This is a genomic window from Aminobacter sp. LjRoot7 (genome assembly GCF_964252895.1).
In the GTDB taxonomy this organism is placed as follows: Bacteria; Pseudomonadota; Alphaproteobacteria; order Rhizobiales; family Rhizobiaceae; genus Aminobacter; species Aminobacter aminovorans_B.
Window position 1 is genome coordinate 1 of the sequence record NZ_CAXUPX020000007.1, and the last position, 26,658, is coordinate 26,658.

Sequence of the window (26,658 nt, forward strand, 5' to 3'; positions counted from 1 at the left end):
GCCGGAATGAAGGATCAGCTTGACTGATTCCCCCACACTCCGGGACCAGACACCTAGCGAATGGCGGTTTTGGGGGACTCGCATAAGTAGCTTGGGCGGGCGGAATGGAGGTGCAAAGCTGTTGTGCAGAACCTGAAGTCTAGTCGCCTCATCCCAGACATGAATCCTGGTTCAACGGAGGTCCAGGTTGGGTGCAGGTCAGCAGGATTGGGATATCCTTCGACTGTAATATGCTCGCTTTAGGGAGTCCGCCGTCGGACACGGACGCTGGTAATCGGCGTCCATTGCCCTAGATAACGGCGCGAAGCATTTCCCGTGCCTAGTAGCCAATACAGATTGCTCGTTGGCCGCGCGCGTATCACTTGCTCTTTGCGGTGCGGCTCGCCTTGGCGGGAGCTTTCTTGTTCTTGGTCGGCTTCCGCCCGAGTCCCAGCTGTTTGGCCAGTTCGGAGCGTGCCGCTGAGTAATTGGGAGCCACCATTGGATAGTCGTTCGGGAGACCCCATTTGGCGCGGTAGTCTGCCGGTGTCATGCCATACTTGGACATCAGATGGCGCTTGATAGATTTGTATTTCTGGCCATCCTCGAGTGAGATCATGTAATCCGGAGTGACCGACTTCTTAATGGGGACAGCGGGCTTCTGGACTTCGGTCGGTCCGGCTGGTTCGGTGCTCGAACCAGCGGACAATGCCTGAACTGAATGATGTACTTGATTGATCAGATCAGCAAGTTCGGTAGCGGGCACCGGATTGTTCGATACGTAAGCAGCAACAATATCTGCAGTTAGGGGCAGCAGCAGCGTGGTTTCGGCAATTTTGTCAGACATGGCCAGCCTTAATGAATAATGTTTGAGGGGTCACCACTGCTGTCTAATAGAAGCTACTGATGTCGGCAACTGAAAATGAGCCAAAGATTTTCTGAATAACACAATATTCTCCGTATGACGGTGTCATTCGCAAAATACAGCTGATGTGAGCTGATGGAGCGTATTTTTGCGCATACTGCTTAACTCCAATATGTGCGACTGAGGGTACCTATCCTTAGGTGTCAGAATTTGTTCTGCACATTTGGTCATCTCCCGCTGGACTTCCAGGCAACAGCAAGCATGTGTGGTGTCGAACGCAATGGCGGAGGCATTCATGCCGAAGGAAGAAGTAAAGACCCAGCTGAAGGATGACGGCGATGCCCGCCTCCGAGCAGTTCTGTCTGGAATCGAGCCGGAACTGCGACGGCTCAATGCGGTGATCTCAAATCTGACGGTCCTGGCGGTTGCACAAGACAACATTGAGCCGACAGCGCTTACCGTGCTGGCAGAGGTCGGCAGCGACGCAATTGGACGGGCATCGAGCAGTTGGCGAGATGCCTTCGACCTTGTGCATGCAGCGCAGCGCCGATCGGCAACCTGAGTGGACTTCCAGACCAAAGCAAGCATGGTTGCTTAAGACGGGGTGAGGCTTTTGCCCCGATGAGATGAGAGGCCACCCCGCCCAAAAGTTCTTCGCCCGCCAGATGCGGGCTTCCGTCAGTACCGGCGCCGAATGGTTCGGCGCTGTGATTTGCGGAGAAAGACTATGGCCATTTCCAAAACTTCGACCTCGGATGCAGTCGAGTTTAAGCGGGCAGAGGCTGCCAGTGACGTTATGATGGGTGAGGCAGGCGCGGGCGCTGCAAGCGACCCGGGCGCCGCTGCGAAACCGGCTCCGAAGAGCAAAGCACAGGTCGTGCGTGGGAAGACGATGCCGAAGGGCGCGCCTACATCCGAGACGTCAGTGACCAAGGTCAAGAAGACTCGGCCAACCGAGACCAAGGCAGAGATGGTGCTGAAGAAGCTACGGCTGACCAAGGGCGCGACGCTCCATCAGCTCATCGACGCCACCGGTTGGCAGGCCCATTCGGTGCGCGGCTTTCTCTCCGGAACCGTGAAGAAGAAACTCGGTCTGAACCTTATCAGCGAGACTAGCAAAGACGGCTTGCGCCGGTATCGCATCAATGACGCCGCCGCGGTGGTCTGACGCCATGAGAGCGGATGGCAACTTGGAGCAGGAGCTTGCGGAACTGGAAACCCTCTCGCGGGACGAACTTAGCGCTCGTTGGCAAAAGCAGTATGGCTCCTTGCCCCCGACCAGTGTGCGCCGCGTGCTCCTGATCCGGTCGGCCGCCTGGCATCTCCAGGCCAAACGTCTCGGCAGCTACTCCGCCGAGACGCGGCGCCGCCTCAAGTTCGCCATGGCGGACGTTAGTAAGACCTTGGCCGATCGCCGCGCCAATCAGCTCGCCCAGAAAACTGATGGTACCCAAGCTACCGTGCCTCTTGCCAGCACAAGTCGCCGTGAACAGCCGTTGGCGGCGGCTGGAGCCAAAACGGGCAGTGGAAGCTTATCGAAACCGAAGCGCCGCGATGCACAGCCGGGCGCAAGGTTGATACGCGACTGGAACGGCCGAACACATGTCGTCGACGTGATCGAAGGTGGTTATGTCTTCGAGGGTAAGCTCTACTCCTCGCTGACCGCAATTACCCGCAAGATCACTGGAACCCACTGGTCGGGACCAAGGTTTTTCGGACTGGTGACACGATGAGTGCGGCTTCAAGACGGTCACACAGTTACGGAAATGGCAGCACCCGGCAGCCATCGGATGAAGCCAGGCTGGGTATGTCGAAGCTGCGCTGTGCGATCTACACCCGCAAATCGAGTGAGGAAGGTCTCGATCAGGAGTTCAACTCACTCGATGCTCAACGTGAAGCATGTGCCGCTTTCATCGCCTCGCAAGTTGGGCTTGGCTGGAAACTGGTCGCTGACCGATATGATGATGGTGGCATCTCGGGCGGTACGATGGAACGACCGGCATTGCAGCGGCTGCTCCAGGATATCCGCGATCGCAAGATAGATGTCGTGGTGGTCTACAAGATCGACCGACTGACCCGCTCTCTGATGGATTTCTCGCGCATCGTCGAAATCTTCGACGACAGCAGTGTCTCGTTCGTCTCCGTCACCCAGCAGTTCAACACGACCACCTCCATGGGCAGGCTCACGCTTAATGTGCTCTTATCCTTTGCCCAGTTCGAACGCGAGGTCACTGCCGAGCGCATCCGTGACAAGATCGCCGCCTCCAAGAAAAAGGGCATGTGGATGGGAGGTACTGTGCCGCTGGGCTATACGGTGCTGCAGAGGAAGTTGGTGATCAAGGAGCCGGAAGCCGGTTTCGTGCGCGGCTTGTTCGAACGCTATGTGCAACTTCGGTCAGTGCCGGCGCTTGTAGCGGAGGTAAACCGGCAGGCAATCAGCATCGGCCAAACGCCCAACGTGGTCGGTGCCTATCCTTTCACCCGCCGGATGCATGCAGGCATGGTCTACAAGATGCTGGCCAATCCGCTCTACATTGGCAAGCTGCGCCATCTCGGCAACATCTACGACGGTGAACACCAACCCATCGTCGACAATGAGTTGTTCAACAAGGTCCAAGAACTGATGGCGCTGGGGGCCGTCCGCGCCAAGGGTTCGTCCGTTCATCCCGATACGCATTTGCTGTCAGGGATTGTCTTTGACGAAACTGGAGACCGGCTGCGGCCAACCCATGCGACCAATCGTGGCAAGCGCTATCGCTACTACATCTCGAGCCGACTCCTGCCGAAGGATCGTCGTGATGAGGGCGGCTGGCGCGTTTCGGCTTCGGAGCTGGAAAACGTCGTCCGCTCCTTCGCAAGGAGGCTACTGTCTGATCAGATCAAGCTCTCGGAGTGGATTGCTGCTGATATCGCGCCAGACATGGTTCTTTCAGGCTTGAGCGGCGCATCACAGATAGCCGACCGCTTGGCGTCCTGCCAAACGAATGTCCAGGCAAAGGCCATTCTGCAGATGTTGTTCAAACGGATCACACTCTCTGCAACGGAGATCTGCTTTGACATCGACCGTGCTGCCTTGATCCGAATGCTGATCGACGTCAGCGTTCAAACTGAATTGGTTGAGGCCAGCGCGACAGATCCCAGTACCGTTACCATAGAAACCATCGTCGTTCCGATCGTATTCAAGCGACGCGGTATTGAAGCGCGACTCATCCTGGATCCCGAAAATGCTCCAGCGCGGCAACCGGCCGCGCCGCTTGTAGCCCTCATTGCCAAGGCCCAACTCTACCTTGCAATGCTCACCGAGCGAGCCGGAATCACGCTCGTCGAAATCGCCGATCACTTCGACGTGCATCCGGCCGAGATTAGTCGCCTATTACCGCTGGCATTCCTCTCGCCGCAGCTTACCAATGAGATCTTGACGGGCTTGCAACCCGTCGAGCTGTCCGCACGTATTTTGGCGCGGCTGGATCTATCGATGGATTGGTCAGCGCAGGCCGCTCAGCTTCGCAGCTAACTCCAGCAACACGCTGTTCAAGCTCACAGTTATGCCTGCATCCTTGGGATGCAGGCATAATCATTTGTCCGGCGAATTGGTCACGGAAAACGGCCACAGAGACGGCGCCCGCAATTGCCCCAGAATTGCCGGTCTCAGGGCCCGGTGAGACCAGCCCTTGGGTCTCTCTCTGCGCTAAGCCACGGAAAAGTCGAGGTAATTCTGAGCGAGGGGAGAAGTGGTGGTTTGCCAATATTCCGCTGGTGGAGCTGAGGAGGATCGAACTCCTGACCTCGTCATTGCGAACGACGCGCTCTCCCAGCTGAGCTACAGCCCCGTCCAGCGGATGGCCGCATTTATTGGCGCTCGAAGCCGTCTGTCAAGCGAGCAGTTGACGTAGGGGCGACATCATCCGCATCGGCTGCGGCAAGGCTGCGTTTCCAGTGCAACGGCCGCACGCGTTGCCAAGAGCAGGTTCGCACGGGTGGCAAGCGACGCGGCGAATCTGTGGAAAGGCCGGCGCAGTTGGCGTGACCCGTTGGCGATGCAAGGGCGATCACTTGGTCGCAGAAGGAGCTGCTTCGACCTTGCGGGACTTGCCGCTCAGGCGTGCAATGGCTAAATGTCGGCAATTCATTGGAGAATGGCATGCTCGCCCTCATTCAGACCATCGTTCTGGCCCTCGACCTCTACTGGTGGATCATTATCGCCTCGGCGATCTTCTCCTGGCTGTATGCTTTCAACGTGGTCAATCCGCGCAACCAGGTCGTCGGCACCATCGGCAACATGCTGTTCCGCCTGACCGAGCCGGCGCTGCGGCCGATCCGTCGCCTGATGCCCGACCTTGGCGGCATCGACATCTCGCCAATCGTGCTTCTGCTCGCGCTGTTCTTCGTCAGGCAGTTCATTCTCACCACGGTGGCACCGCTGGTCCTCTGACCTTTTGGTGGCGGCCAGCTTTTTCAGGGAGCGCGATGACGGCGTCGAGCTTTATGTCAGGCTGACGCCGCGTGCCGCGAAGGACGCCGTCGAACGGACGGCCGACGGGCGCTGCCATCTGGCAGCCCGCGTGCGCGCGGTGCCGGAGAAGGGCGAGGCCAATTCGGCGCTGGAGAAGCTGCTCGCAGCCGAGTTCGGCATTCCCAGAAAATCCGTAAAGGTTGTCGCCGGCGGTACGTCGCGGCTGAAGACCATTCGCATAATCGGCAATACCGCCGAACTGGCCAAGCTCATGATGGGGCTTGCCGGGCGCGGAGCCCGGGCGCTGAGCCGGCACTCTGGATAACGCGGCTCTGGCGCGACATACTCCGGTTGCATGCGCGCGGGATGTTGCGCGCATCGCAGGTTCGGAGGGGAGGCGCGGAATGCGGAAGCTTGTCTTGGCACTGGCTCTTGCCATGCCGTGGCATCAGGCCATGGCGGAAGAAATCTCCAGCGTCTATGTCGAAACCAACACCGATACGGACTGCGTGGTCTTCGACAAGGCCGGCGCAGATGACGGCGACTATGCCAACATGGTCTGCCCGGGATATCGTGGCTATCCGGTGCTGGTGTTTGCGGCGGATCTCCGGGAATCCGTGTTCTACGGTTTTCCGCCCGCCGATTTCGTCGATGTCCCCTGGCAGAGCTTCGAGACGTTCAACAGAACCGCCGGCAAGGCCGAATGGCGCATTTCGAGCCATGACGGCAAGGTGATCCCGTTCGCGACCATCCGCCGCTGGTACGTGCAGGCGGAACCTGCCGAGGGAGACAAGGAAATCGAGGTGCTGGTCGTGGCGAAGGTCGGGCAGCCGGGCAAGGCCGACGGCTGCGTGGTTGCGCTGGTGATGGCGACCGGCGAGCCCAAGGCCAACGAGCTGGCGCGCAAGATCGCCGACGAGCAGGCGCGCGACTTCGCCTGCGGCTCGGACGAACGGGTGATCGTCGGCGATCCGATGCCGGTGTTCTATTCGGAAGGCAAGACAAAGAATTAGGGCGCGGCCGGCAATGCCGAACCGCGCCCCATGTTCACCAGGCTATGCTGGAAGCGAGAAGCCTCAGGCCTTCAGCGCCTTGGCGCGGTCGATGGCCTCGACGATCATCTTCTTGGCGTAGGCCGCGTCGTGCCAGCCGCCGATCTTGACCCACTTGCCGGGCTCGAGATCCTTGTAGTGGCCGAAGAAGTGCTCGATCTGCTGCAGGGTGATCTCGGGCAGGTCGGTGTGGTTGAAGACGTTCTCGTAGCGGCGCGTCAGCTTGGGCGACGGCACGGCGATGACCTTCTCGTCCTGGCCGGCATTGTCTTCCATGACCAGCACGCCGATCGGGCGCACATTGATGACACAGCCGGGGATGAGCTGACGGGTGTTGCAGACCAGGACGTCGATCGGATCGCCGTCGCCGGAAAGCGTGTGCGGCACGAAGCCGTAGTTACCCGGATAGTGCATCGGGGTGTAGAGGAAGCGGTCGACGACGAGCGTGCCGGCTTCCTTGTCCATCTCGTACTTGATCGGCTGGCCGCCGACAGGCACTTCGACGATCACGTTGACGTCTTCAGGCGGATTCTTGCCGATCGAAATCGCATCGATGCGCATGGGGAAGCTCCAGAATTAAAGGTGCCTCCCGATAAACGCCTTGGGGCGCGTGTGCAATGCAATATTGATGTCGGGATACTGCGACGAAAGGCTTGCTTTCCCGCTCACTCCCAGACGAAGGCGACTTTCTTCAGCGCCTTGTGGTCGAAAACCTCGACGCCTTCGGCGATGTCGCGGCCGCCGGCACCGGAATAGAAGGCGAGCGCGTTGTCGTTCTCCTCGAGCGCCCAGACGACCATGCCCTTGAGGCCGTGGTCGGCAAGGCGCTGGCGGGCGGCAGCGAACAGACGGCTGCCGAGGCCGATGCCCTGGCATTCGGGGCGCAGGTAGAGCTCGTAGATCTCGCCCTGCTGCTTGAGCTCGCGGGCGCGGTTGCGGCCAAGGGTGGCGTAGCCGGCGATCTTGCCGCCGATCTCGATCACCAGCACGGTTGCGGCGCGTCGGATGGCATTGGCCCACCATTCGCCGCCGCGACGGTTGATCATCGTGGTCAGCGCCCGGTGCGGGATGATGCCGGAATAGGCGCCGCGCCATGCCTCGTGATGGACCTCGGCGATGGCATCCGCGTCGCGGGGTTCGGCTTTCCTGATGTCGATCGTCAGCGTGTTCATAGTTTCTTAACCATAGACCGCGTCGCGACAGTTGCAAAGAGTCCGCCCGCCGCCGGAATGGCGTTTCACGTGATCGGGATCGATGATCAGGAGCAGGTGTGTCCAAATGGACTCACCGGGGCCGTGCGGTCAGATCTCGACGAGGTGATCGTCGAGTTCGTTGACGTCAGCTGATGACACCGGGAAATGCCGGGCCAGCAGGGTGCCGACGGTGGCGATAGCCGCAACGAAGCCGTCGGCGAGGCGGTTGGCGCGCGCCTCTCCTGTGAGGTCGCGGACGATGCTATCCCAGGCGTCCTGAGGTACCTTGGCGTGGATACCGGCGTCGGCGACGACCTCGGCGTAGCGTTCGGTCAGCGATACGAAGATCAGCACACCGGTGCGCGCGCTGGTGAGATGCACGTTGCGGGCATAGAACTGCCTGAGCGCATTGGCGTGGGCGGCGCGGTAGAGCAGGCCGCGCGGCACAAGCCGGATGCGCAGGCCGGGCAGCCACCACAACAGCGCGCAGGCAGCGGCCACCGCCAGCAGCTGGACGATGACGAAATGCGGCAGCCGGACGGCGACCCACCAATGTTCGAGCGCGAAGGCTGCGGCGAGGCTGACCAGCAGGATGCCCGTCATGACGGCGAAGGCGGCAGCGCAGAAATAGCCGTCGCTGCGATGGGCGACGACGCAGTAAATCTCGCCCGCTGTCTCGGCCTCGGCGGCGCGGATGGCGGCTGCGATGCGTTCGTGGTCGCTGGGGGTGAGGGTGGCCTGGGTCATGTCATCCTACCAGCTCCCCGAAGAACCGCCGCCGCCGGAGGAGCCGCCTCCGCCGGAAAATCCGCCGCCGCCTCCGCCCGACGACCAGCCTCCGCCGCCACCACCCGAGGACCAGCCGCCGCCCGACGACGACGAGCCGGAGCGCTGGTTGTAGTTGAAGGTCATGCCCAGCCACTCGTAGCGGCCGGGTCCAAGCTTGCGGCCATAGATGCGCGGCAGGACAGCCATGGCCATGCCGCCGAAGAAAAGCGTCGCCCAAAGCGCTATGAAGACGAAGAATATGATGTCGTCTTCGCTCCAGCCGGAGACGCCGGTCTGCTCGTTGCGCTTGGCGCGCGCCTCGAGCTCGGCGCCTTCGCCCTCGACGACCATGACGATGTCGTCGACTGCCTTGGAGATGCCGCCCGAGAAGTCGCCGGCGCGGAATGCCGGCACCATGGTGTTTTCGATGATCAGCTTGGTGTGCAGGTCGGTGAGCACACCCTCGAGGCCATAACCGACCTCGATGCGCATGCGCCGGTCGTTGGGCGCCACGATCAGCAGCACGCCGTTGTCCTCGCCGGCCTGGCCGAGCTTCCAGGCGCGGAACAGGCGGTTGGCGTAGGGCTCGATCTCCTCGCCATCGAGGCTCGGGATGGTGGCGACGACGATCTGGTCGGAGGATTTCTGCTCGAAAGCCGCAAGTTTCTGGACGAGTTCGGCCTCGGTGGCAGCGTCGATGATGCCGGCATCGTCGACGACGCGGCCGGTAAGGGCGGGGAGTTCGGCGGCGAAAGAGGGGGCCGCGAACAACAGCAGCAGGAGTGCACTGACAATCGTCAGGAAGCGCTTGAACACCCCTCTCTGGCCTGCCGGCCATTTCCCCCACAAAGGGGGAGATTGGCTGCGTCGGCTGTGACGCTGGTCCTTCAACGTTTGTGATTGGCGCAGGCGATGCGGCCGGCCGACCTCCCCCTTTGTGGGGGAGATGGCCGGCAGGCCAGAGGGGGGTGTCCAGGCGCCCGCGCTCAAGGTCATTTCTGCCACTTCACTTGAAACGCGACGCTACGCTCAACCGCCTTGGCTGGTGCCGAAATTCACCTTGGGCGCGTCGAGCTTGTCTTCGGCGACGGTGAAGTTCTGGAACGGCTGGTTGCGGAACCAGAGCGTGTTCCAGATCATGGCGGGGAAGGTCTTGAGCGAGGTGTTGTAGACGCGAACGGTCTCGATGTAGTCGCGGCGGGCAACGGCGATACGGTTTTCGGTGCCTTCGAGCTGGGCCTGCAGGGCCAGGAAATTCTGGTTGGCCTTGAGGTCGGGGTAGTTTTCGACAACGGCGAGCAGGCGCGACAGCGCGCTGGTGAGGCCGGCCTGGTTGTCCTGGAATGCCTTGAAGGCATTGGGGTCGGTCAGGGTCTCGGGTGTCACCGTCACCTGGGTTGCCTTGGCGCGGGCCTCGACGACGCTTTCGAGCGTCTCCTTTTCATGCGAGGCATACCCCTTCACCGTCTCGACCAGGTTGGGGATCAGGTCGGCGCGGCGCTGATACTGGTTCAGCACTTCGCTCCAGGCGGCCTTCGCCTGCTCTTCCTGGGTCGGGATGGTGTTGTAACCACAGGCCGACAGCAACGGCATGACGATCGCCAGCAGGACGAAAGCCGGAAGCAGACGGAAAGCAGGTAGTGCCGACGAAGCTTGCATGCGCATCTGTTTGTCCTCGACAAAGCAACTGATACGACAGCATTATCGAAAAACAGGGCCGGAGAAAACCGGCGTTTGATTTGGCGCGAATGCCGGGAGAATTTCGACGATGGCGTCGCCAAGAGACAGCGAAGGCGAAAAGGAATCGCGCCGTATCCTCGACCGCATTGCGCGCGAGAGCGAACCCGGCGGGGCCTCCTTCGTGCAGCGCAAGACCGGCGAAATGCGCAAGCATCTTTCCGCCGCCGACGTCGACAAGGCCGACCCGATCGAGCACATCGGCACGCGCATCGGCCGCATCCTCGGCTTTCTCCTGACCATTGGCCTCGTCCTGTGGCTGATCAACTATCTCGTTCGAGGCGGATAAATTTCATGACATCTGAAGCCGGGACAGCCGCGCCACGCGCGGTCATCGTCGTGTCGAGCCATGTCGCGCGCGGGTCGGTGGGCAATCGCGCGGCGGTGTTTGCGCTGGAGACGCTCGGCCATCCCGTCTGGGCGGTGCCGACCGTGCTGCTGCCGTGGCATCCGGGCCATGGCCGCGCGACGCGCATCGTGCCGCCGACCGAACAGTTCGGGGCTTTCATGGCCGATCTCGAGCGCGCGCCGTGGCTTGGCGAAGTGGCCGCGGTGCTGTCGGGCTACCTTGGCGAGCCAGGCCAGGTCGAGGCTGTGGCCTCGCTGGTCGAGACAGTGAAGGCGCGAAATCCGAAGGCGCTCTATGTCTGCGATCCCGTCATCGGCGACAAGGGCGGGCTTTATGTGGCCGAGGCACTGGCTACGGGCATTCGCGACCGGTTGCTGCCTTTGGCCGATATCGCCACGCCCAATCGCTATGAGCTGGAATGGCTGGCAGGTGCTGCGGCCGATGACATGCGCGCGACAATGGCGGCGGCGCTCAGGCTCGGGCCGGCAACGATGCTGGTCACCTCGGCGCCGGCGATGATGGCCAACGGCACCGGCAACCTGCTTGTCACCCAGACGCAGGCGCTTTTGGCCGAGCACCGCACCGTCGAGCGCCCGCCGAACGGGCTTGGCGACCTGAGCGCCGCCGTCTTCCTGGCCCGGCTGCTGGCCGGCCACACGCCGTCCAAGGCACTGCAGTCGACCACGGCTGCAGTCTACGAAATCCTGGCGCGCACGTCGAAGCGCGGCGGCGACGAGCTGCAGCTCGAAACCGATGCGCAAAGTCTGTCGCATCCGATGGCAATGGTCGAGCTGCGCACGCTCATCCATCCCTCGCGGAGCCGCAAACCCGGCCAGGAACCTGGGGCGTGACGGTTGCCGGCGTCGATGGTTGCAAGGCCGGCTGGATCGCAGTGATCCGCGACGACGCCGGGACGAAAGCCCAGGTGTTTGGCAGCTTCGAAACGCTGTTGGCGGCAATTCCGGACGATGCGGTGGTGGCCGTCGACATGCCGATCGGCCTGCCTGACTTCACGACCAAAGGCGGACGCGGGCCCGAGACGCTTGTGCGGCCGGTGCTCGGCCAGCGGCAGTCGAGCGTGTTCTCGATTCCGTCGCGCGCGGCCGTCTACGCTGACATCGCCGACTTCACCGATCTTGAGGCCTGGTATGCCGCGCATCGCAGGTCGAGCGAGGTCGCCATGCAGACCTCTGAGCCGCCGCGCGGCGTGTCGATCCAGGCTTTCGGCATCTTTTCCAAGATCCGCGAGATCGACGCGTTGATGATGGCGCGGCCCGAATTGCGCGAGCGGGTGATCGAATCCCATCCGGAGGTGGCGTTCTGGCGGCTCAATGGCGGGCAGGCGATGAGCTTGCCCAAGAAGATCAAGGGGCGCGTGAATCCCGACGGCATGGAGGAGCGCAGAGTGCTGCTGGCACGCGTCGGCCATGACCGCGGCTTTCTCGACCAGACGCCGCCGCGCGGTGCAGCCGCCGACGATTTCCTCGACGCCTGCGCGATGATGCTGATCGCCGAACGGCATCGGCGTGGCGAGACCGCAAGCTTTCCGTCGCCGCCGGAGCGCGATAGCCATGGCATTCCTGTCGCGATCTGGGTTTAATGTCCGCGTCCGAGATGGAGGCGTGCGATGGTGCCGGTTCGTACGATTGCAACAGTCCTGGCGCTGCTGGTGACCGCCGGCGCAATTGCGCAGGAAAGCATCGTCGACCGCTGGTATCAGGCCCTGCTCAAGGCGGACGGTCCGGCCCTTTCGCAACTTTTGGCCGACAACGCGACGATACGGCTCGACGATATCGGCGTGACCCAGAGCAAGTCCGAATTCATCGCATCGATGGACGAATGGCAGACCGCAGTGAAGGGCGCCAATATCCGCCACAAGATCGAAGCGGAAATGGGCGACACTGTCGTGGTGCGCACCTGCTATGATTTTCCCAACAACGACATGACGACGCGCGAGACATTCACCACCAGGAGCGGCCTGATCGTCGCCAACACGCAGATGACGATCGGCGAGAACTGCGACGGCTTCTAGCCCTGCTTCAGGCGTGACATCAGCGACGGCTCCGGCAGCCGGCGCCAGACCAGCCACGACAGGATGGCGATCAGGCCCATGATCGGGATGACGCTGGCGAGCGCGTTGACCGGGTCGCCCATCAAGGCTGCGGCCGCGCCGCCGACCATGCCGGCGCCCATCTGGAAGAAGCCCATCATGGCGGAGGCTGCACCGGCATTTTCCGGGAACGGCGCCATCGCTGCCGTCATCATCGCCGGCGAGATCATGGCGATGCCGAAGGCGTAGATGCCGACAGGCACCATGACCAGCAGGAAGGAAGGCTCATAGCTCCTGAGCAGGATGGCCATGGCGATCGAGCCGATGGCCACGAAAACCAAGCCGACGGGCACCATTCGTGAGGCGCCGTAGCGCTTCATGAAGATGCGCATGACGATGGCGCCGGCCATGAAGTTGGCGGTCTGCATCAGCATGCCGACGCCGAACTGGGTGGGCGTGAGGCCGACGCGTTCCATCAGGATGAAGGCCAGCACGGTGGCTTGGGTATAGATCGCGCCGGTCGTGCCGGCGATGACCAGGCAACAGAGCACGAAATAGGGGCTGCGGAACAACGAGCCGTACGATGTGAAGAGCGCCCGGGGACGGATGCGGCTCAGGTCGCGCGTCACCGTTTCGCGCAGGGCAAAGACCGCCACCAGCATGACGACGATGCCGAGCAGCACCATCACCATGAAGATGGCATGCCAGCCGAAGAACTCCATGGTCAGACCGCCAAGGGTCGGCGCAATGGCCGGACCGAGCGCCAAAAGGATGCCGATCATGTTCATGATGCGGGCCGAGCGTTCATGGGTGAAGACGTCGCGGACAACCGCACGCGCCACCGAAACGCCGACGGCGGCGCCGACGCCCTGCAGGAACCGCGCGACGACGAGCGTTTCGATGTTGGGCGCCATCAGCGCCAGCACGCTGGCGGCAAGATAGATCGCCATGAAGGCGAGCGTGATCGGGCGGCGGCCGAAGCCATCGGAGAGCGGGCCGCAGACGAGCTGGGCGAAGGCGAAGCCGCCGAAATAGAGCGACAGCGTCATCTTGACCGCGGCTTCGGTGGTGCCGAAAGCCTGGACGATCTCGGGCATGGCGGGCGTGAACAGCGCCAGAGAGATAGGGCCGATTGCAACCATCAGGCCGCCGATCAGCGAAACCCGGCGCTCGCTCATGATCGGGGCGGTTTCGACGAGGTCCAGCGCCTGGCTAATGTCGGTGCGCATGTTCATGCCGCCGCGTCCTCGCCCGAAAGCGCTTCGGTGCGCGTGGCGAGCAGGTTGGCGCGGGCTGCGCGCAGCGATACGAGAAGGCGCTGCCAGTCGTCTGGATCGATGCCAAGCGCTGCCTCGCTGCGGATCGCAGCGGCAATGGGCTCGATCTGCCTGACGACAGTGGAACCTGCCTCGGTGAGGGTGACCAGCTTGGCGCGGCGATCCGCCGGATCGGGCTGGCGTTCGACAAAACCCTTGGCTTCGAGCCGGTCGACGAGGCCGCTCAGGGTCATCGCCTCGACGCCCAGGCGCTCAGCCAATGCCGTCTGCCTGATAGGGCCGGTGCGGCTGACGTTGAGCAGCGCGCGGCCCTCACCGGTGGTCAGGCCGAGGCCGGCTTCGGTGGTGCGGCGATCCATCTCGGCGCGGATGACGCGCGAGAGATCATTGACGATGAAGCCGAACGTGTCGGTTTCCGGGGCGGCAGACATTATAGTAAGCAATCCTTATTATATGGTATACTTAGTTTGGCGATGGCGATGAGTCAATGCGGTTGCGCGGCATCCGGTCCGGCCCTACATCGAGGCTGTCCGAACCGAATGCCAATCGAGGAAGCCATTCCATGTCCGCCAGCCAGAACATCGATCTCGCGCGTCATCCGCTGACCCATTGGGCCGGGCCGCTTGGCCTGCCGGATTTCACCAGGATCGAGGACGGCGATTTCGGCCCGGTGTTCGATGCGGCACTGGCCGCGCATGCCGCCGAGATCGATGAGATAGCCGCCAATACCGAGCCGGCGACTGTCGCCAACACGCTTGAAGCGATGGAGCTTGCCGGCGACGCGCTCGACCGCGTGTCGTCGATCTTCTGGTGCCGTGCCGGCGCCCACACCAATGACGCGATCCAGGCGATGGAGCGCGAGATCTCGCCGAAAATGGCCCGCCATTTCTCGGCGATCTCGATGAACGAGAAGCTGTTTGCGCGCATAAACGATCTCTATTCCCGCCGCTCTTCGCTCGGCCTCGACCCTGAAACACTGAGGGTGCTGGAAAAAACCTGGAAAGGCTTCGTCCGTTCGGGTGCCAAGCTCGACCCTGAAGGCAAGAAGCGGCTCGCGGCGATCCAGGAGGAGCTTGCCTCGCTTGGCGCAAAGTTCGGCCAGAACGTGCTTGCCGACGAAAAGGAGTGGGTGCTGTTCCTCGACGAGGGCGATCTCTCCGGCCTGCCGGAATTCGTCCGTGGCGCGATGGCCCAGGCGGCGGAGACGCGCGGCCAGAAGGGCAAATATGCCGTCACGCTTTCTCGCTCGATCTACGAGCCCTTCACGACCTTCTCCGAGCGCCGCGACCTGCGCGAAAAGGCGTTCAAGGCTTTTGCCGGACGTGGTGAGACGGGCGGCGACACCGACAATGCCGAGGTCGTCCGCAACACGCTCAGCCTGCGCGCCGAAAAGGCCAGGCTGCTTGGTTATGGCAGCTACGCGGCGCTGAAGCTCGACGACACCATGGCCAAGACGCCGAAGGCGGTGATGGAGCTGCTCGAGCCGGTTTGGAACAAGGCGCGCGAAAAGGCTGCGGCCGACGAGACCGAACTGCAGCGCCTGGCAGCAAGCGCCGGCAGCAATGACAAGCTCGCCGCCTGGGACTGGCGCTTTTACCAGGAAAAGCTGCGGGCCGAGAAATACGCCTTCGACGAAGCCGAGCTGAAGCCTTATCTCCAACTCGAAAAGATCATCGACGCCTGCTTCGACGTCGCGACCCGGCTGTTCGGCATCACCTTCAAGGAAGTGCCCGGTATTGCCGCGTGGCATCCCGACGCCAGGGTGTTCGAGGTGTTCAACGCCAACGGCAGCAAGCGCGGGCTTTTCCTTGCCGACTATTTCGCACGCCAGTCGAAGCGTTCGGGCGCCTGGATGAGCGCGCTTCAGTCCGGCTACAAGCTGGGCAAGGGCTCGACGCCGGTCATCTATAACATCATGAATTTCGCCAAGCCGGCGGAGGGCGAGCCGGCGCTGCTGTCGCTCGACGAGGCCAAGACACTGTTCCATGAATTCGGCCACGCCCTGCATGGCATGCTCACCGACGTCACCTGGCCGTCGGTGGCGGGCACCTCGGTCAGCCGCGACTTCGTCGAGCTGCCGTCGCAGCTCTACGAGCATTGGCTGACGGTGCCGGCGGTGCTGGAAAAGCACGCGCTGCACTACAAGACCGGCAGGGCGATGCCGAAGGAGCTGCTCGACAAGATGCTGGCGGCCAAGACCTTCGGCGCTGGTTTTGCCACCGTCGAGTTCACCTCGTCGGCGCTGGTCGACATGGCCTATCACGCACGGCCGGATGCGCCGGCGGAGCCGGCTGCGTTTGAAGCCGAGACGCTTGAAAAGCTCGGCATGCCCGAGGCGATCGTCATGCGCCACCGCACGCCGCATTTCCTGCACGTGTTCTCGGGCGAGGGCTATTCGGCTGGCTACTACTCCTACATGTGGTCGGAGGTGCTTGATGCCGATGCCTTCGCCGCCTTCGAGGAAACCGGCGACGCCTTCAACCCCGGTATGGCCGAAAAGCTGCGCAAGCACATCTATTCGGCCGGCGGTTCGGCCGATCCGGAAGAGCTCTACAAGGCCTTCCGCGGCAAGATGCCGTCGCCCGAGGCGATGATGGAAAAGCGCGGTCTGGTGTAAGATTCAGGTGAGGCCGGCTTGAAAATGGCGGTTTCCTGCGCTTCCGGTGCTCACGTACCCAAACGTACGCTCCGCTCCGGTTCTCGGAACCCGTCATTTTCAGCGCGGCCTGACCTGAATCTCGGAAGAGCTGATTTCGGATAGTAGATGGAATTGCCAGGAGCATTGAGGGCGGCGGTCGACCGGGCGCTGGAGGGCGTGCCGCTCGGCGATCTGCAGCGTGCTGCCGACACCTTGTCGAGCCGCTACCGCGCCGAGACTCGGGACGGCAGGCTGCACCTGTCCGACGAGATGTTTGCCAACGCCTATCTGGCGACGCGGCTGCCGGCGACGTTTGCTGCCGTGCGTGCAAGCCTCGAAAGTGCCGCCGAGCTGATGCCGGACTTCGAGCCGAAGAGCCTGCTCGACGTTGGTGCCGGTCCCGGCACGGCACTTTGGGCGGCTTCGGACTGCTGGCCGAGCATCGGTTCCGCGACGATGCTCGAGGCAAGTCAGGCGATCCGCAAGGTCGGCCTGGCGCTGTCGGCGCATTCGGGTGTCGCGCATGTCGATTGGCGTGCTGCGGATGCCGCCAAGAGCTTCGAGGCTGACAAGGCCGATCTGGTGACGCTGGCCTATGTGCTGGACGAGCTGTCGCCGGCCGAAGGGCTTGCGCTGGTCGAACGCCTGTGGGCCGCCACCAATGGCTTGCTGGTGGTTGTCGAGCCGGGTACGCCGGCCGGCTGGCGGCGCATGATGGCGGTGCGCTCGCGCCTCATCGATCTCGGCGCGCATCTGGCTGCACCTTGTCCGCACAGCCAGGCCTGTCCGATCGTCGAACCCGACTGGTGCCATTTTTCGCGCCGCGTGGCGCGCTCGCGGCTGCATCGGCTGACCAAGCGCGGCGAGGTGCCGTGGGAGGACGAAAAATACATCTTCCTGGCGGCGTCGCGGATACCGGCTGAAACATTCCGCGCGAGGGTGCTGGCGCCAGCGCGCGGCGGATCGGGAAAGATCCAGCTCAAACTCTGCCTGGAAGGTGGCTCGGTCGAGGAAAAGCTTTTGACCAAGCGTGACGGCGAGCTGTTCAAGACGGCGCGCCGGGTCGACTGGGGCGACGTTTTGTAGCCTTGCCCGGCGGCAGAAAATCGGCCGATTTGCCCGCCCCCCTTTCGCATTTGCGAAAAAAGCTGTATGAGCCCGGCCACACGAAACGCGGCGCGTCGACAGGCAGTGCCCGCAACGCTCCCGAGTAGACATATGAACCTCCGCAATATCGCGATCATCGCGCACGTCGACCATGGCAAGACCACGCTCGTCGACCAGCTTCTCAAGCAATCCGGCTCGTTCCGTGAAAACCAGCGCGTCGCCGAGCGCGCAATGGATTCGAACGATCTCGAAAAGGAACGCGGCATCACCATCCTCGCCAAGGCGACTTCGGTCGACTGGAAGGACACCCGCATCAACATCGTCGACACCCCCGGCCACGCCGATTTCGGTGGCGAGGTCGAGCGTATCCTGTCGATGGTCGACAGCGCGATCGTTCTGGTCGACGCCGCTGAAGGCCCGATGCCCCAGACCAAGTTCGTGGTCGGCAAGGCGCTCAAGGTCGGCCTGAAGCCGATCGTCGTCATCAACAAGATCGACCGCCCCGATGGCCGCCACCAGGAAGTCATCAACGAGGTGTTCGACCTGTTCGCTGCGCTCGACGCCACTGACGAACAGCTCGACTTCCCCATCCTCTACGGTTCGGGCCGCGATGGCTGGGTTTCCGAGAATCCGGAAGGCCCGAAGGACCAGGGCCTCGCGCCGCTGTTCGACCTCGTGCTCAAGCACGTTCCGGCACCGACCGTTCACCCCGGCCCGTTCCGCATGATCGGCACCATTCTCGAGGCGAACCCGTTCCTCGGCCGCATCATCACCGGCCGCATCGAATCCGGCACGCTGAAGTCCAACATGCCGGTCAAGGTGCTGCACCATGACGGTTCGCTGCTGGAAACCGGCCGTGTCTCCAAGATCCTGGCCTTCCGTGGCCTCGAGCGCCAGCCGATCGAAGAAGCGCAGGCAGGCGACATCGTTGCCATCGCCGGCCTGTCCAAGGGCACTGTCGCCGACACCTTCTGCGATCCGGCCGTGACCGAGCCGCTGCACGCGCAGCCGATCGATCCGCCGACCGTCACCATGTCCTTCATCGTCAACGACTCGCCGCTGGCCGGCACCGAAGGCGACAAGGTCACCAGCCGCGTCATCCGTGACCGCCTGCTCAAGGAAGCCGAAGGCAACGTCGCCCTCAAGATCGAAGAATCGGCCGACAAGGATTCGTTCTACGTCTCTGGCCGCGGCGAATTGCAGCTGGCCGTTCTGATCGAGACGATGCGCCGCGAGGGCTTCGAGCTTGCCGTGTCGCGTCCGCGCGTCGTCATGCAGAAGGACGAGAACGGCGACCTGCTCGAGCCGGTCGAAGAAGTCGTCATCGACGTCGATGAAGAGCACGCCGGCGTCGTCGTGCAGAAGATGTCGGAGCGCAAGGCCGAGATGGTCGAGCTGCGTCCTTCGGGCGGCAACCGCCAGCGCCTGGTGTTCCATGCGCCGACGCGCGGCCTGATCGGCTACCAGTCGGAACTGCTGACCGATACGCGCGGCACGGCTGTCATGAACCGCCTGTTCCACTCGTACCAGGGCTACAAGGGCGAGCTGCCCGGCCGCACCAACGGCGTTCTGATCTCCAACGATCAGGGCGAGTCGGTGGCATTCGCCATGTGGAACCTCGAAGATCGCGGCCCGATGGTCATCGACGCCGGCGTGAAGGTCTACCAGGGCATGATCATCGGCATCCACAGCCGCGACAACGACCTCGAGGTCAACGTGCTCAAGGGCAAGAAGCTGACCAACATCCGCGCCGCCGGCAAGGATGAGGCAGTGCGCCTGACGCCGCCGATCCGCATGACGCTGGAGCGCGCTCTGGCCTGGATCCAGGATGACGAACTGGTCGAAGTGACGCCGAAGACCATCCGCCTGCGCAAGCTCTATCTCGACCCGAACGAGCGCAAGCGCTTCGAGAAGTCGTCGAAGACCGCCGGCGCGGCATAAGCCACGCAGCAGCATCAATCAAAGGGGCGTCTCCAGTGGAGGCGCCCTTTTTGCTTTGGGGCATTGGGCAAGGCCCCCTACATGTCGATGATGGGGGCGACCTCCACCGAACCGCCGGCGTGCAGGATCGGGCAGCCCTTGGCGATGCGGGCGGCGTCGGCGGGGTCCTTGGCATCGAACACCGAATAGCCGCTGACCGGATTGGCGCCGCCGTCATTAGTGACGGTGCCATTGGCGGCAACAGTCTGAGATTTGCCGACCGGATTGCCGCCATCGACGACGGCGGCGCCCAGCGTGGCGAACCAGTCCATCCAGGCCTTCATCACCTTGGCGCCTTCTTCTTCCGACTGCGGCATAGCACCGCCGTGATAGACGAAGAGAAACTTGGCCATGACATCTCCTCCGTGGCGTGCCGACATGCCGGCCACCCGGCATGAAGCCAGCGCGCGGGCTATTCATTTGCCGATAGGCCGCCATGGGCAATCCGCGTCGGTTGCTATCGCGGAAAGTTGATGACGGTCGCTAGGCACTTCGCTCAGCCCTGCGGCGGCCGTGACGATTGCCGCAGCATCCGCTTCCTTCGAAAGATCGAGCGCAATTGCCACGCCGTCGCGAATCGCCCGCCGTAGGGCCTTCTGCCCTCCGGGAGCAACGGCGAGCCGTCTGTGTGCTGCCAGTGTCTCAATGCGGCTGCGCGACAGGCCAAGCTGGCCGGCAAGCAAGCGGTCGATGCGCAAAGCTGACGGAAGCGTGACGTCGCAGATGATCTCGACTGCCGTGCATTCCATGGTGAGTGGCCAGACAAGACGCTTTTTCACTGCGGTTTCCACGAACTGCTCGACGCGCCCAGCCTTGGTTGCCAGGTCCACCACATCATGGGCAAAACGATCGGCCAATTCCGGATCGTTGGTCTCCAGCGCCTGTAGAAAGTGTGGATCCAGGTCGTGACGGTTGCGCCGCTCGACGATCGGCCGGTTCCACGTGTTGTCGCATCCGGAGCATCTGTAGATCAGCCAGGCATCCAGCCGCCTGCCATTGGCGTTGACGCGGAATTTTCGACTGCATTGGTATGGTTTGGGGCCGCCGCAGCGGCTGCAAGGCAGCCATGGCTTGGGGGCTTTCACAGGCGCGATGGTCCATCGCACGCGCAAGGTATTCGACATGGCAGAACGCCCTTCCTCTTGGGAAGTTCGTCAAAGCGGCCATGTCGAGGTGCCTCGTCGCGAGGCGCGGTGTGGCAAGAATCGAGGCGATGAAAAGCAGGCGTGACGGAAGAATATCCGACAACGGTTCAGCCATGCCAAACCGGTCTCGAACTGCCACCCTGAGAACATGATAATGGTCAGGCGATGCAAATGCATGGCCAGCATGAATCGGGGGAGTTGACGAGACCGGATCTTACGAAGGCAAAGTGATGCTCGAGATGGTGTCGGGGCGGCACTCGTAGCCTGTCAGTAGCATTCCGGCAAGCGGTTGCACTGGCACTACTACCAGGAATTGATTTTTCAGCTAGTGTTGCCGTCGATTGTTGTTTGCGGGCTGAGGGAACGTGCATGGAACCGACTTCGCTTCTGATCTTTGCAGGTGCTCTGCTTGTTGCCGCCGGCTCGCCCGGGCCTTCCATCGCTGCGTTGGTGGCACGGGTCATCTCGAAGGGCTTCCGCGACGTGCTGCCGTTCCTGGCGGCGATGTGGATCGGCGAGGCGATCTGGCTTTCGCTGGCGGTGTTCGGTCTGGCCTTCGTGGCGCAGTCGTTCCATATGGCCTTCGTCGTGGTGAAGTGGGCAGGCGTCGCCTATCTCGTCTACCTCGCCTGGAAAATGTGGACGGCCCCCGTCGACACGCGCGAAGGCGAGATGCCGAGCCAGGATTCGCCGCTCAAACTGTTTGCCGCCGGCATGGCTGTGACGCTCGGCAATCCCAAGATCATGATGTTCTATCTGGCGCTGTTGCCGACCATCATCGATCTCGCTTCGGTGAGTGTGATTGGCTGGTTGGAACTGACGCTGACGATGGCGGCGGTGCTGATCGCCATCGACCTCGCCTGGGTGTTCGCAGCGTCGCAGGCGCGCAAGCTTTTGCGCAGCAAGCGAGCGATGCGAATCGCGAATCGGGTGAGCGCGACGACGATGGCTGGCGCTGCCGCGGCGATCGCTGCGCGGTAAAGGTGAAAATTTCGCCAGATGCACCCTGCGGCGTCCGTTGCGGACGCTGCGTCAGCCTATTTCGCAGGCAATTTCTGCCTGCCCGATAGGCGTTTTTCCCTACCTTCCGTCAAACCTTTGTCGCTAAAGGCAGGCCATCTGCTACGATAGTCGCAAAAGCATGTGACGGGACGGGAGAAACTAGCGTCATGGCCGCATCTGTGAAGTCTAAGGCGAAATCCGCCAAGACTGCATCCGCCTCCAAATCCTCCAACAGACCTCCCCAGCTGCACGAATTGCTGCTCGCCCGAGCGCCGGCCGAGGACGTGGCCGACTACGAGCCGGGCATGCTGGAGCGCGCAGCCCAGCTTGCCGAGCAGGCCGTGCTCAAGCACCGCAAGGGCTCCTCGGTCATCGACATCGAGACCGATGGAAGCGTTATCCGTCACGACCGGCCGGTGACGGTTGTCACCGTCGTCAACGACAACATGCCATTCCTGTTCGATTCGGTGCTCGGCGAGATCACCGAGGCGGCCGGCGAGCCGGTGCTGGTGACCCACCCGGTCATCCTGGTGCGCCATGGCCGCACCGGCGTCGACGAGATCCTGAGCGACGGCGGCCACAAGGGCGAAGAAGCGGCCGACAAGGTCAGTGTCATCCACGTCCACATTCCGCCACTCGGCAAGGATGCCGCCGAAGCGCTGCGCGAACGGCTGAAAAAGCTGCTCGGGCAGGTGCGCGCCGCCGTTACCGACTGGAAGCCGATGCTGGCCAGGCTCGACCAGGCAATCTCGGAATTCCGCTATGCGCCGATCCCGCTCGAAAAGAACGCGGTGACCGAGGCGATCGCCTTCCTCGAATGGCTGCGCGACGACAACTTTACCTTCCTTGGCATGCGCGAGTTCAAATACTCAGGCGGCGAAAAGAGCGGCACGCTGGAACGCTCCGACAAGCCGGGCCTGGGTATCCTCGCCGATCCAGACGTGCTGGTTTTGCGCCGCGACACCATCGACGCGACGTCGACGACGCCCGAAATCCGCGCGTTCCTGCATGGCCCGGACCCGCTGATCGTCACCAAGGCCAATGCCAAGTCTGCGGTGCACCGCCGCGCCTATCTCGACTACATCGGCATCAAGACCTACGACGCCAAGGGCCAGCTGTCGGGCGAACTGCGCATCGTCGGCCTGTTCACCTCGACCGCCTACACGCGCTCGGTGATGAAGATCCCCTATCTGCGCTCCAAGGCCGAAACAGTGGTGCACAAGTCGGGCTTCGATCCTGGCGACCATTCCGGCAAGGCGCTGATCAACGTTCTGGAATCCTATCCGCGCGACGAGCTGTTCCAGATCGCCGTGCCGACACTGCGCAAGCATTCCGAGGCGATCCTCGGCCTGATCGAACGGCCGCGCGTGCGTGCGCTGGTGCGCGTCGACCAGTTCGACCGCTTCGTCTCGATCCTCGTCTTCGTGCCGCGCGACCGCTACGATTCGGTGGTGCGCGAGAAGATCGGCGCCTACCTCAGGACGGTCTTCGAAGGTCGCCTGTCGGCCTACTATCCGGCTTTCCCCGAGGGCGGGCTGGCACGCGTTCATTTCATCATCGGCCGCTCCGGCGGCAAGACCCCCAAGGTCGAACAGTCGGCCATCGAGGCCGCGATCCGCGACATGGTTCGGACCTGGGAGGACGGGTTACGCGAAGCCTCCGCCGAGGCGGGTTCGTCCGCATCGTTCGTCAAGCTCGCCAGCCACTTCCCGCAGGACTACCAGAACAGCTTCTCGCCGGCGGCGGCACTTGTCGATGCCGAGCGCATCGCCTCCATTGGCGCATCCAATCCGATCGTCATCGACTGCTACCGCGACACCGGCCAGGCGCCGGAACAGGCTTCGCTTAAGATCTACCACCACGGCGCACCGGTGGCGCTGTCGCGGCGCGTGCCGCTGCTCGAGAATATGGGCTTCCGCGTCATCAGCGAGCGCACCTTCGAGCTGGGCGAGAAGGGCGAGGACCAGATCTTCATCCATGACATGGAGCTGGAGAACGCCTACGGCCAGCCGATCGACCTGGCCGACGGCGGACTGCTGTTCGAAGAGGTGTTCCTTTCGGTCTGGAAGGGCGATGCCGACAACGACGGCTACAACGCTTTGGCGCAGACGGCAGGTCTCGGCTCCAACGAGATTCTCATCCTGCGCGCCTATGGCCGCTACCTGCAGCAGGCGGGCATCCCGCAGAGCCAGGACTTCATCGCCGCAGCGTTGAACCGCTATCCTGACATCGCGCGCGGACTGCATGCGCTTTTCCTGGCCAGGCTTGATCCGGCACAGGAAAAGGACGGACTGGTCACGGCCAAGCATCTCAAGGCCAAGATCAAGGACGCGCTCGAAGCGGTTCCGAATATCGACGACGACACAATCATTCGGCGTTACGTCAACTTGATCGAGGCGTCGCTGCGCACCAACCACTTTGTCGGCGGCAAGAAGGAGCGGGGCCAGTCGCTGGCGATCAAGCTCGACTCGCGCAGCGTCGAAGGCCTGCCCGAGCCGCGTCCGTGGCGCGAAATCTTTGTCTATGGCTCCGAGGTCGAAGGCCTGCACCTGCGCTTCGGCGCGGTGGCGCGCGGCGGCCTGCGCTGGTCGGACCGTGCCCAGGACTACCGCACCGAGGTGCTCGGCCTGGTCAAGGCGCAGCAGGTCAAGAACGCCGTCATCGTGCCGGTCGGCGCCAAGGGTGGGTTCTTCCCCAAGCGCCTGCCCGTGGGCGGCAGCCGCGACGCGGTGTTCGAGGCCGGCAAGGCGGCCTATGTCAATTTCGTCTCCAGCCTGCTGTCGATCACCGACAATCTCGACGGCGACAAGGTGGTGCCGCCGACGGGCGTCGTTCGCCGCGACATCGACGATCCGTATTTCGTCGTCGCCGCCGACAAGGGCACGGCGACCTTCTCCGACACGGCCAATGGCATCAGCGAGAAGCACGGCTTCTGGCTCGACGATGCCTTCGCCTCGGGCGGCTCGGCCGGCTACGACCACAAGAAGATGGGCATCACCGCGCGTGGCGCCTGGGAGGCGGTCAAGCGCCACTTCCGCGAGATGAACCGCGACATCCAGACGACGCCGTTCACTGTTATCGGCGTTGGCGACATGTCGGGCGACGTCTTCGGCAACGGCATGCTGTTGTCCGAGCAGACGAAGCTGATCGCCGCCTTCGACCATCGCGACATCTTCATCGATCCCGAGCCCGACATGGCGGCGTCGTTTGCCGAGCGCAAGCGCATGTTCGACCTGCCGCGTTCGAGTTGGCAGGACTACGATAAGTCGAAGCTGTCGGCAGGTGGCGTGATCGTTTCGCGCGCCCAGAAATCGGTGACGCTGCCGCAGGCGGCGGCAACGGCGATCGGGCTCGCCAAGACCACCGCATCGCCGACCGAGATCATGAACGCGATCCTGCGCGCGCAGGTCGACCTGTTGTGGTTCGGCGGCATCGGCACCTATGTCCGCGCGACTGGCGAAACCAACCAGGAAGTCGGCGACCGCGCCAATGACGCGATCCGCGTCACTGCCACCGACCTCAGGGTCAAGGTGATCGGCGAGGGCGCCAATCTCGGCGCAACCCAGCGGGCGCGCATCGAGTTCGGCCTCAAGGGTGGGCGCTGCAACTCGGATGCCATCGACAATTCGGGCGGCGTCAATTCGTCCGACGTCGAGGTCAACATCAAGATCGCGCTGGCCTCGGCGATGCGCAAGGGCACGCTTCAGCGACCGGCGCGCAACAAGTTCCTCGCCGAGATGACCGAAGAGGTTGCTGGTCTGGTGCTGGCCAACAACTACGAGCAGACGCTGGCCCTGTCGGTCGCCGCCAAGCGCGGCATCCAGGACATCGCGCATCAGGGCCGCTTCATGAGCGCGCTCGAGGCACGCGGGCTGCTCGACCGCGCGGTCGAGAACCTGCCATGGCCGCCGGCACTTGCCGAACGCCAGACGCGTGGCGAACCGCTGACCCGGGCTGAGCTCGGTGTGCTGCTCGCCTATGCCAAGATTGTGCTGTTCTCTGACATCGTCGCCAGCGACGTGCCCGATGAAGCGCATTTCGAACGCGATCTGCTCGGCTACTTCCCCGAGCGCATGGCCAAGAAGTATGCCGCCGAGATCGGCGGTCACCGGCTGCGCCGCGAGATCATCGCGCGCGTTGTTGCCAACGATCTTGTCAATCGCGGTGGGCCATCCTTCGTCAACCGGCTGCAGGAGGCCAGCGGCCGTTCGGCGGCCGACGTGGTGCGGGCCTTTGCCGTCGTGCGCGATGGCTTTGCCTTGCCGGCGCTCTATCGCGAGATCGACGCACTCGACAATGTCGTCGACGGCACGCTGCAGCTCGATCTTTACCAGGCGGTGAGCCGGCTGATCTTCGGCACCAGTGGCTGGTATCTGCGCAACGAGCACAGCGACGCGCCATTGGCGAGCCGCATTGCCGAACTGCAGGAAGCACGCGCGGCACTGGAGCCCAAGTTCTCCGGCATGTTGCCTGCCTTCACCCGCGAGCGCATCGAAAACCGCAAGGCCGGCTTTGCCGCGGCCGGCGCGCCGGAGAAATTGGCCGAGCGGCTGTCGCTGCTCGAGGCTGGCGAACTGGTGCCCGACATCGCGCTGGTGGCCAAGACCGCCAAGGCCGACATCCTGGCGGCGGCAAAAGCGTTCTTCGGCGTCTCCGAGGCGTTCCGCATCCCGCGGATCGAAGATGCGACGCATGCGATTGCCACCTCCGACTATTACGAGGGGCTGGCACTGTCGCGCGCATCGGACACCATCGGCGCGGCCCGCCGCGGCATCGCGGTTGCGGCATTGACCGGCTTCGGCACCGCCGCCGACCCGGTCGCGGCATGGCTCGAAGCCGGCGGTGAGCGCACCAACCGCACCCGCGAAAGGCTACAGGCCCTGACCGAAGGCGGCGACATCACCGTGTCGCGGCTGACGGTTGCGGCCGGGCTGATGAGCGACCTGTCGGGCCGCTGAGCCCCTGCAACAGCGCCTGCCACGGTCGCCGTGGCAGGCATTTTCCTCAAGGACCACGCAAGCGAACTGCGCTATAGCTCCAGACAACGCGCTGATGCGGCGCGC

26 protein-coding genes and 1 tRNA gene are annotated in these 26,658 nt (G+C 63.1%); 16 read left to right on the plus strand and 11 right to left on the minus strand.

From position 1 onward, the window contains the following. Nucleotides 1–358: 358 nt before the first annotated feature. Nucleotides 359–826 carry a MucR family transcriptional regulator gene (locus tag ACSQ3E_RS19045; RefSeq protein WP_182575973.1) on the minus strand — a complete coding sequence of 156 codons (468 nt, stop codon included), beginning with the start codon at nucleotides 824–826 and terminating at the stop codon, nucleotides 359–361. A gap of 313 nt (nucleotides 827–1,139) precedes the next feature. Here ACSQ3E_RS19045 and ACSQ3E_RS19050 point away from each other — a divergent pair, with 313 nt between their 5' ends. The 4 genes from ACSQ3E_RS19050 (at nucleotide 1,140) to ACSQ3E_RS19065 (ending at nucleotide 4,358) form a co-directional block, all read left to right on the plus strand. Then, nucleotides 1,140–1,406 carry a hypothetical protein gene (locus ACSQ3E_RS19050; protein ID WP_154387441.1) on the plus strand — a complete coding sequence of 89 codons (267 nt, stop codon included), beginning with the start codon at nucleotides 1,140–1,142 and terminating at the stop codon, nucleotides 1,404–1,406. Between the two features lie 165 nt (nucleotides 1,407–1,571). Beyond that, complete coding sequence (locus ACSQ3E_RS19055; RefSeq protein WP_246341055.1) at nucleotides 1,572–2,012, plus strand: DUF3489 domain-containing protein; 441 nt, start codon at nucleotides 1,572–1,574, stop codon at nucleotides 2,010–2,012. 22 nt (nucleotides 2,013–2,034) lie between these two features. Further along, nucleotides 2,035–2,577 (plus strand): DUF2924 domain-containing protein, encoded by a 543-nt coding sequence (locus ACSQ3E_RS19060; RefSeq protein WP_395449431.1) that lies wholly within the window; start codon nucleotides 2,035–2,037, stop codon nucleotides 2,575–2,577. Nucleotides 2,578–2,651: 74 nt separating this feature from the next. Then, a complete protein-coding gene (locus tag ACSQ3E_RS19065) occupies nucleotides 2,652–4,358 on the plus strand; it encodes a recombinase family protein (RefSeq protein ID WP_395449432.1) in 1,707 nt (568 codons plus the stop codon). 240 nt (nucleotides 4,359–4,598) lie between these two features. Here the strand turns inward: ACSQ3E_RS19065 and ACSQ3E_RS19070 are convergent. Beyond that, nucleotides 4,599–4,674: transfer RNA gene (locus ACSQ3E_RS19070), tRNA-Ala, on the minus strand. Between the two features lie 311 nt (nucleotides 4,675–4,985). On the opposite strand from ACSQ3E_RS19070, the gene ACSQ3E_RS19075 reads away from it, so the two are divergent. The 3 genes from ACSQ3E_RS19075 (at nucleotide 4,986) to ACSQ3E_RS19085 (ending at nucleotide 6,310) form a co-directional block, all read left to right on the plus strand. Continuing rightward, nucleotides 4,986–5,276, plus strand: coding sequence for a YggT family protein (locus tag ACSQ3E_RS19075; RefSeq protein ID WP_115733604.1), 291 nt, complete (start codon nucleotides 4,986–4,988; stop codon nucleotides 5,274–5,276). Nucleotides 5,277–5,283: 7 nt separating this feature from the next. Then, entirely contained in the window at nucleotides 5,284–5,622 is a 339-nt protein-coding gene (locus tag ACSQ3E_RS19080) for a DUF167 family protein (protein ID WP_436123901.1), read from the plus strand. A 79-nt stretch (nucleotides 5,623–5,701) separates the two neighbouring features. Next, entirely contained in the window at nucleotides 5,702–6,310 is a 609-nt protein-coding gene (locus tag ACSQ3E_RS19085) for a hypothetical protein (protein ID WP_436123902.1), read from the plus strand. Between the two features lie 63 nt (nucleotides 6,311–6,373). Here the strand turns inward: ACSQ3E_RS19085 and ppa are convergent, their stop codons facing one another. The 5 genes from ppa to ACSQ3E_RS19110 all read right to left on the minus strand — a co-directional run bounded on the left by ppa (nucleotide 6,374) and on the right by ACSQ3E_RS19110 (nucleotide 9,975). Next, entirely contained in the window at nucleotides 6,374–6,910 is a 537-nt protein-coding gene (gene ppa, locus ACSQ3E_RS19090) for an inorganic diphosphatase (RefSeq protein ID WP_115730301.1), read from the minus strand. 104 nt (nucleotides 6,911–7,014) lie between these two features. After that, entirely contained in the window at nucleotides 7,015–7,521 is a 507-nt protein-coding gene (locus ACSQ3E_RS19095; RefSeq protein ID WP_067956474.1) for a GNAT family N-acetyltransferase, read from the minus strand. Nucleotides 7,522–7,650: 129 nt separating this feature from the next. Beyond that, nucleotides 7,651–8,289, minus strand: coding sequence for a TPM domain-containing protein (locus ACSQ3E_RS19100; protein ID WP_436123903.1), 639 nt, complete (start codon nucleotides 8,287–8,289; stop codon nucleotides 7,651–7,653). A 6-nt stretch (nucleotides 8,290–8,295) separates the two neighbouring features. Beyond that, entirely contained in the window at nucleotides 8,296–9,126 is an 831-nt protein-coding gene (locus ACSQ3E_RS19105) for a TPM domain-containing protein (protein ID WP_436123904.1), read from the minus strand. Between the two features lie 213 nt (nucleotides 9,127–9,339). Beyond that, nucleotides 9,340–9,975, minus strand: a complete 636-nt coding sequence (locus ACSQ3E_RS19110; RefSeq protein WP_436123905.1) for a LemA family protein — start codon at nucleotides 9,973–9,975, stop codon at nucleotides 9,340–9,342. Nucleotides 9,976–10,078: 103 nt separating this feature from the next. Between ACSQ3E_RS19110 and ACSQ3E_RS19115 the strand changes: the two genes are divergently transcribed. Genes ACSQ3E_RS19115 through ACSQ3E_RS19130 form a run of 4 tightly spaced genes read left to right on the plus strand, consistent with a single transcriptional unit; the run spans nucleotide 10,079 to nucleotide 12,428 of the window. After that, nucleotides 10,079–10,336 carry a hypothetical protein gene (locus tag ACSQ3E_RS19115; RefSeq protein WP_310320537.1) on the plus strand — a complete coding sequence of 86 codons (258 nt, stop codon included), beginning with the start codon at nucleotides 10,079–10,081 and terminating at the stop codon, nucleotides 10,334–10,336. Between the two features lie 5 nt (nucleotides 10,337–10,341). Next, nucleotides 10,342–11,247 carry a pyridoxal kinase PdxY gene (gene pdxY, locus ACSQ3E_RS19120; RefSeq protein WP_436123906.1) on the plus strand — a complete coding sequence of 302 codons (906 nt, stop codon included), beginning with the start codon at nucleotides 10,342–10,344 and terminating at the stop codon, nucleotides 11,245–11,247. Further along, on the plus strand, nucleotides 11,244–11,996 hold the full coding sequence (locus tag ACSQ3E_RS19125) for a DUF429 domain-containing protein (RefSeq protein WP_436123907.1): 753 nt from the start codon (nucleotides 11,244–11,246) through the stop codon (nucleotides 11,994–11,996). Before pdxY ends, ACSQ3E_RS19125 begins: the two co-directional genes overlap by 4 nt. A gap of 27 nt (nucleotides 11,997–12,023) precedes the next feature. Next, entirely contained in the window at nucleotides 12,024–12,428 is a 405-nt protein-coding gene (locus ACSQ3E_RS19130; protein WP_436123908.1) for a DUF4440 domain-containing protein, read from the plus strand. Here the strand turns inward: ACSQ3E_RS19130 and ACSQ3E_RS19135 are convergent. Both ACSQ3E_RS19135 and ACSQ3E_RS19140 read right to left on the minus strand, forming a co-directional pair. Then, entirely contained in the window at nucleotides 12,425–13,681 is a 1,257-nt protein-coding gene (locus ACSQ3E_RS19135) for a multidrug effflux MFS transporter (RefSeq protein ID WP_436123909.1), read from the minus strand. The two genes, ACSQ3E_RS19130 and ACSQ3E_RS19135, sit on opposite strands and share 4 nt — an antisense overlap. Next, nucleotides 13,678–14,154: a MarR family winged helix-turn-helix transcriptional regulator gene (locus ACSQ3E_RS19140; RefSeq protein WP_436123910.1), complete on the minus strand. Its 477-nt coding sequence runs from the start codon at nucleotides 14,152–14,154 to the stop codon at nucleotides 13,678–13,680. The genes ACSQ3E_RS19135 and ACSQ3E_RS19140 overlap by 4 nt, the downstream gene beginning before the upstream one ends. 131 nt (nucleotides 14,155–14,285) lie before the next feature. On the opposite strand from ACSQ3E_RS19140, the gene ACSQ3E_RS19145 reads away from it, so the two are divergent. The 3 genes from ACSQ3E_RS19145 to typA all read left to right on the plus strand — a co-directional run bounded on the left by ACSQ3E_RS19145 (nucleotide 14,286) and on the right by typA (nucleotide 19,409). Continuing rightward, nucleotides 14,286–16,340: a M3 family metallopeptidase gene (locus ACSQ3E_RS19145; protein WP_436123911.1), complete on the plus strand. Its 2,055-nt coding sequence runs from the start codon at nucleotides 14,286–14,288 to the stop codon at nucleotides 16,338–16,340. Nucleotides 16,341–16,487: 147 nt separating this feature from the next. Further along, nucleotides 16,488–17,447, plus strand: coding sequence for a small ribosomal subunit Rsm22 family protein (locus tag ACSQ3E_RS19150; RefSeq protein ID WP_436123912.1), 960 nt, complete (start codon nucleotides 16,488–16,490; stop codon nucleotides 17,445–17,447). Between the two features lie 132 nt (nucleotides 17,448–17,579). Further along, nucleotides 17,580–19,409, plus strand: a complete 1,830-nt coding sequence (typA, locus tag ACSQ3E_RS19155; RefSeq protein ID WP_310320554.1) for a translational GTPase TypA — start codon at nucleotides 17,580–17,582, stop codon at nucleotides 19,407–19,409. A gap of 77 nt (nucleotides 19,410–19,486) precedes the next feature. On the opposite strand, the gene ACSQ3E_RS19160 is transcribed toward typA, so the two are convergent. Both ACSQ3E_RS19160 and ACSQ3E_RS19165 read right to left on the minus strand, forming a co-directional pair. Further along, entirely contained in the window at nucleotides 19,487–19,801 is a 315-nt protein-coding gene (locus ACSQ3E_RS19160; protein ID WP_436123913.1) for a YciI family protein, read from the minus strand. 63 nt (nucleotides 19,802–19,864) lie between these two features. Further along, nucleotides 19,865–20,572, minus strand: coding sequence for a DUF1062 domain-containing protein (locus tag ACSQ3E_RS19165; protein WP_436123914.1), 708 nt, complete (start codon nucleotides 20,570–20,572; stop codon nucleotides 19,865–19,867). 390 nt (nucleotides 20,573–20,962) lie between these two features. Between ACSQ3E_RS19165 and ACSQ3E_RS19170 the strand changes: the two genes are divergently transcribed. Then, on the plus strand, nucleotides 20,963–21,574 hold the full coding sequence (locus ACSQ3E_RS19170) for a LysE family translocator (RefSeq protein WP_310320560.1): 612 nt from the start codon (nucleotides 20,963–20,965) through the stop codon (nucleotides 21,572–21,574). A 188-nt stretch (nucleotides 21,575–21,762) separates the two neighbouring features. Then, complete coding sequence (locus ACSQ3E_RS19175) at nucleotides 21,763–26,553, plus strand: NAD-glutamate dehydrogenase (protein ID WP_436123915.1); 4,791 nt, start codon at nucleotides 21,763–21,765, stop codon at nucleotides 26,551–26,553. The last annotated feature ends 105 nt before the right edge of the window (nucleotides 26,554–26,658 follow it).

Coding starts and splice junctions, on each gene's coding strand:
- ACSQ3E_RS19165 (WP_436123914.1), bottom strand. CDS start 20,572: ATGTCGAATACCTTGCGCGTGCGATGGACCATCGCGCCTGTGAAAGCC.
- ACSQ3E_RS19160 (WP_436123913.1), bottom strand. CDS start 19,801: ATGGCCAAGTTTCTCTTCGTCTATCACGGCGGTGCTATGCCGCAGTCG.
- ACSQ3E_RS19085 (WP_436123902.1), top strand. CDS start 5,702: ATGCGGAAGCTTGTCTTGGCACTGGCTCTTGCCATGCCGTGGCATCAG.
- ACSQ3E_RS19115 (WP_310320537.1), top strand. CDS start 10,079: ATGGCGTCGCCAAGAGACAGCGAAGGCGAAAAGGAATCGCGCCGTATC.
- ACSQ3E_RS19075 (WP_115733604.1), top strand. CDS start 4,986: ATGCTCGCCCTCATTCAGACCATCGTTCTGGCCCTCGACCTCTACTGG.
- pdxY (WP_436123906.1), top strand. CDS start 10,342: ATGACATCTGAAGCCGGGACAGCCGCGCCACGCGCGGTCATCGTCGTG.
- ACSQ3E_RS19145 (WP_436123911.1), top strand. CDS start 14,286: ATGTCCGCCAGCCAGAACATCGATCTCGCGCGTCATCCGCTGACCCAT.
- ACSQ3E_RS19170 (WP_310320560.1), top strand. CDS start 20,963: ATGGAACCGACTTCGCTTCTGATCTTTGCAGGTGCTCTGCTTGTTGCC.
- ppa (WP_115730301.1), bottom strand. CDS start 6,910: ATGCGCATCGATGCGATTTCGATCGGCAAGAATCCGCCTGAAGACGTC.
- ACSQ3E_RS19095 (WP_067956474.1), bottom strand. CDS start 7,521: ATGAACACGCTGACGATCGACATCAGGAAAGCCGAACCCCGCGACGCG.
- ACSQ3E_RS19045 (WP_182575973.1), bottom strand. CDS start 826: ATGTCTGACAAAATTGCCGAAACCACGCTGCTGCTGCCCCTAACTGCA.
- typA (WP_310320554.1), top strand. CDS start 17,580: ATGAACCTCCGCAATATCGCGATCATCGCGCACGTCGACCATGGCAAG.
- ACSQ3E_RS19150 (WP_436123912.1), top strand. CDS start 16,488: ATGGAATTGCCAGGAGCATTGAGGGCGGCGGTCGACCGGGCGCTGGAG.
- ACSQ3E_RS19110 (WP_436123905.1), bottom strand. CDS start 9,975: ATGCGCATGCAAGCTTCGTCGGCACTACCTGCTTTCCGTCTGCTTCCG.
- ACSQ3E_RS19050 (WP_154387441.1), top strand. CDS start 1,140: ATGCCGAAGGAAGAAGTAAAGACCCAGCTGAAGGATGACGGCGATGCC.
- ACSQ3E_RS19065 (WP_395449432.1), top strand. CDS start 2,652: ATGTCGAAGCTGCGCTGTGCGATCTACACCCGCAAATCGAGTGAGGAA.
- ACSQ3E_RS19130 (WP_436123908.1), top strand. CDS start 12,024: ATGGTGCCGGTTCGTACGATTGCAACAGTCCTGGCGCTGCTGGTGACC.
- ACSQ3E_RS19135 (WP_436123909.1), bottom strand. CDS start 13,681: ATGAACATGCGCACCGACATTAGCCAGGCGCTGGACCTCGTCGAAACC.
- ACSQ3E_RS19100 (WP_436123903.1), bottom strand. CDS start 8,289: ATGACCCAGGCCACCCTCACCCCCAGCGACCACGAACGCATCGCAGCC.
- ACSQ3E_RS19175 (WP_436123915.1), top strand. CDS start 21,763: ATGGCCGCATCTGTGAAGTCTAAGGCGAAATCCGCCAAGACTGCATCC.
- ACSQ3E_RS19140 (WP_436123910.1), bottom strand. CDS start 14,154: ATGTCTGCCGCCCCGGAAACCGACACGTTCGGCTTCATCGTCAATGAT.
- ACSQ3E_RS19055 (WP_246341055.1), top strand. CDS start 1,572: ATGGCCATTTCCAAAACTTCGACCTCGGATGCAGTCGAGTTTAAGCGG.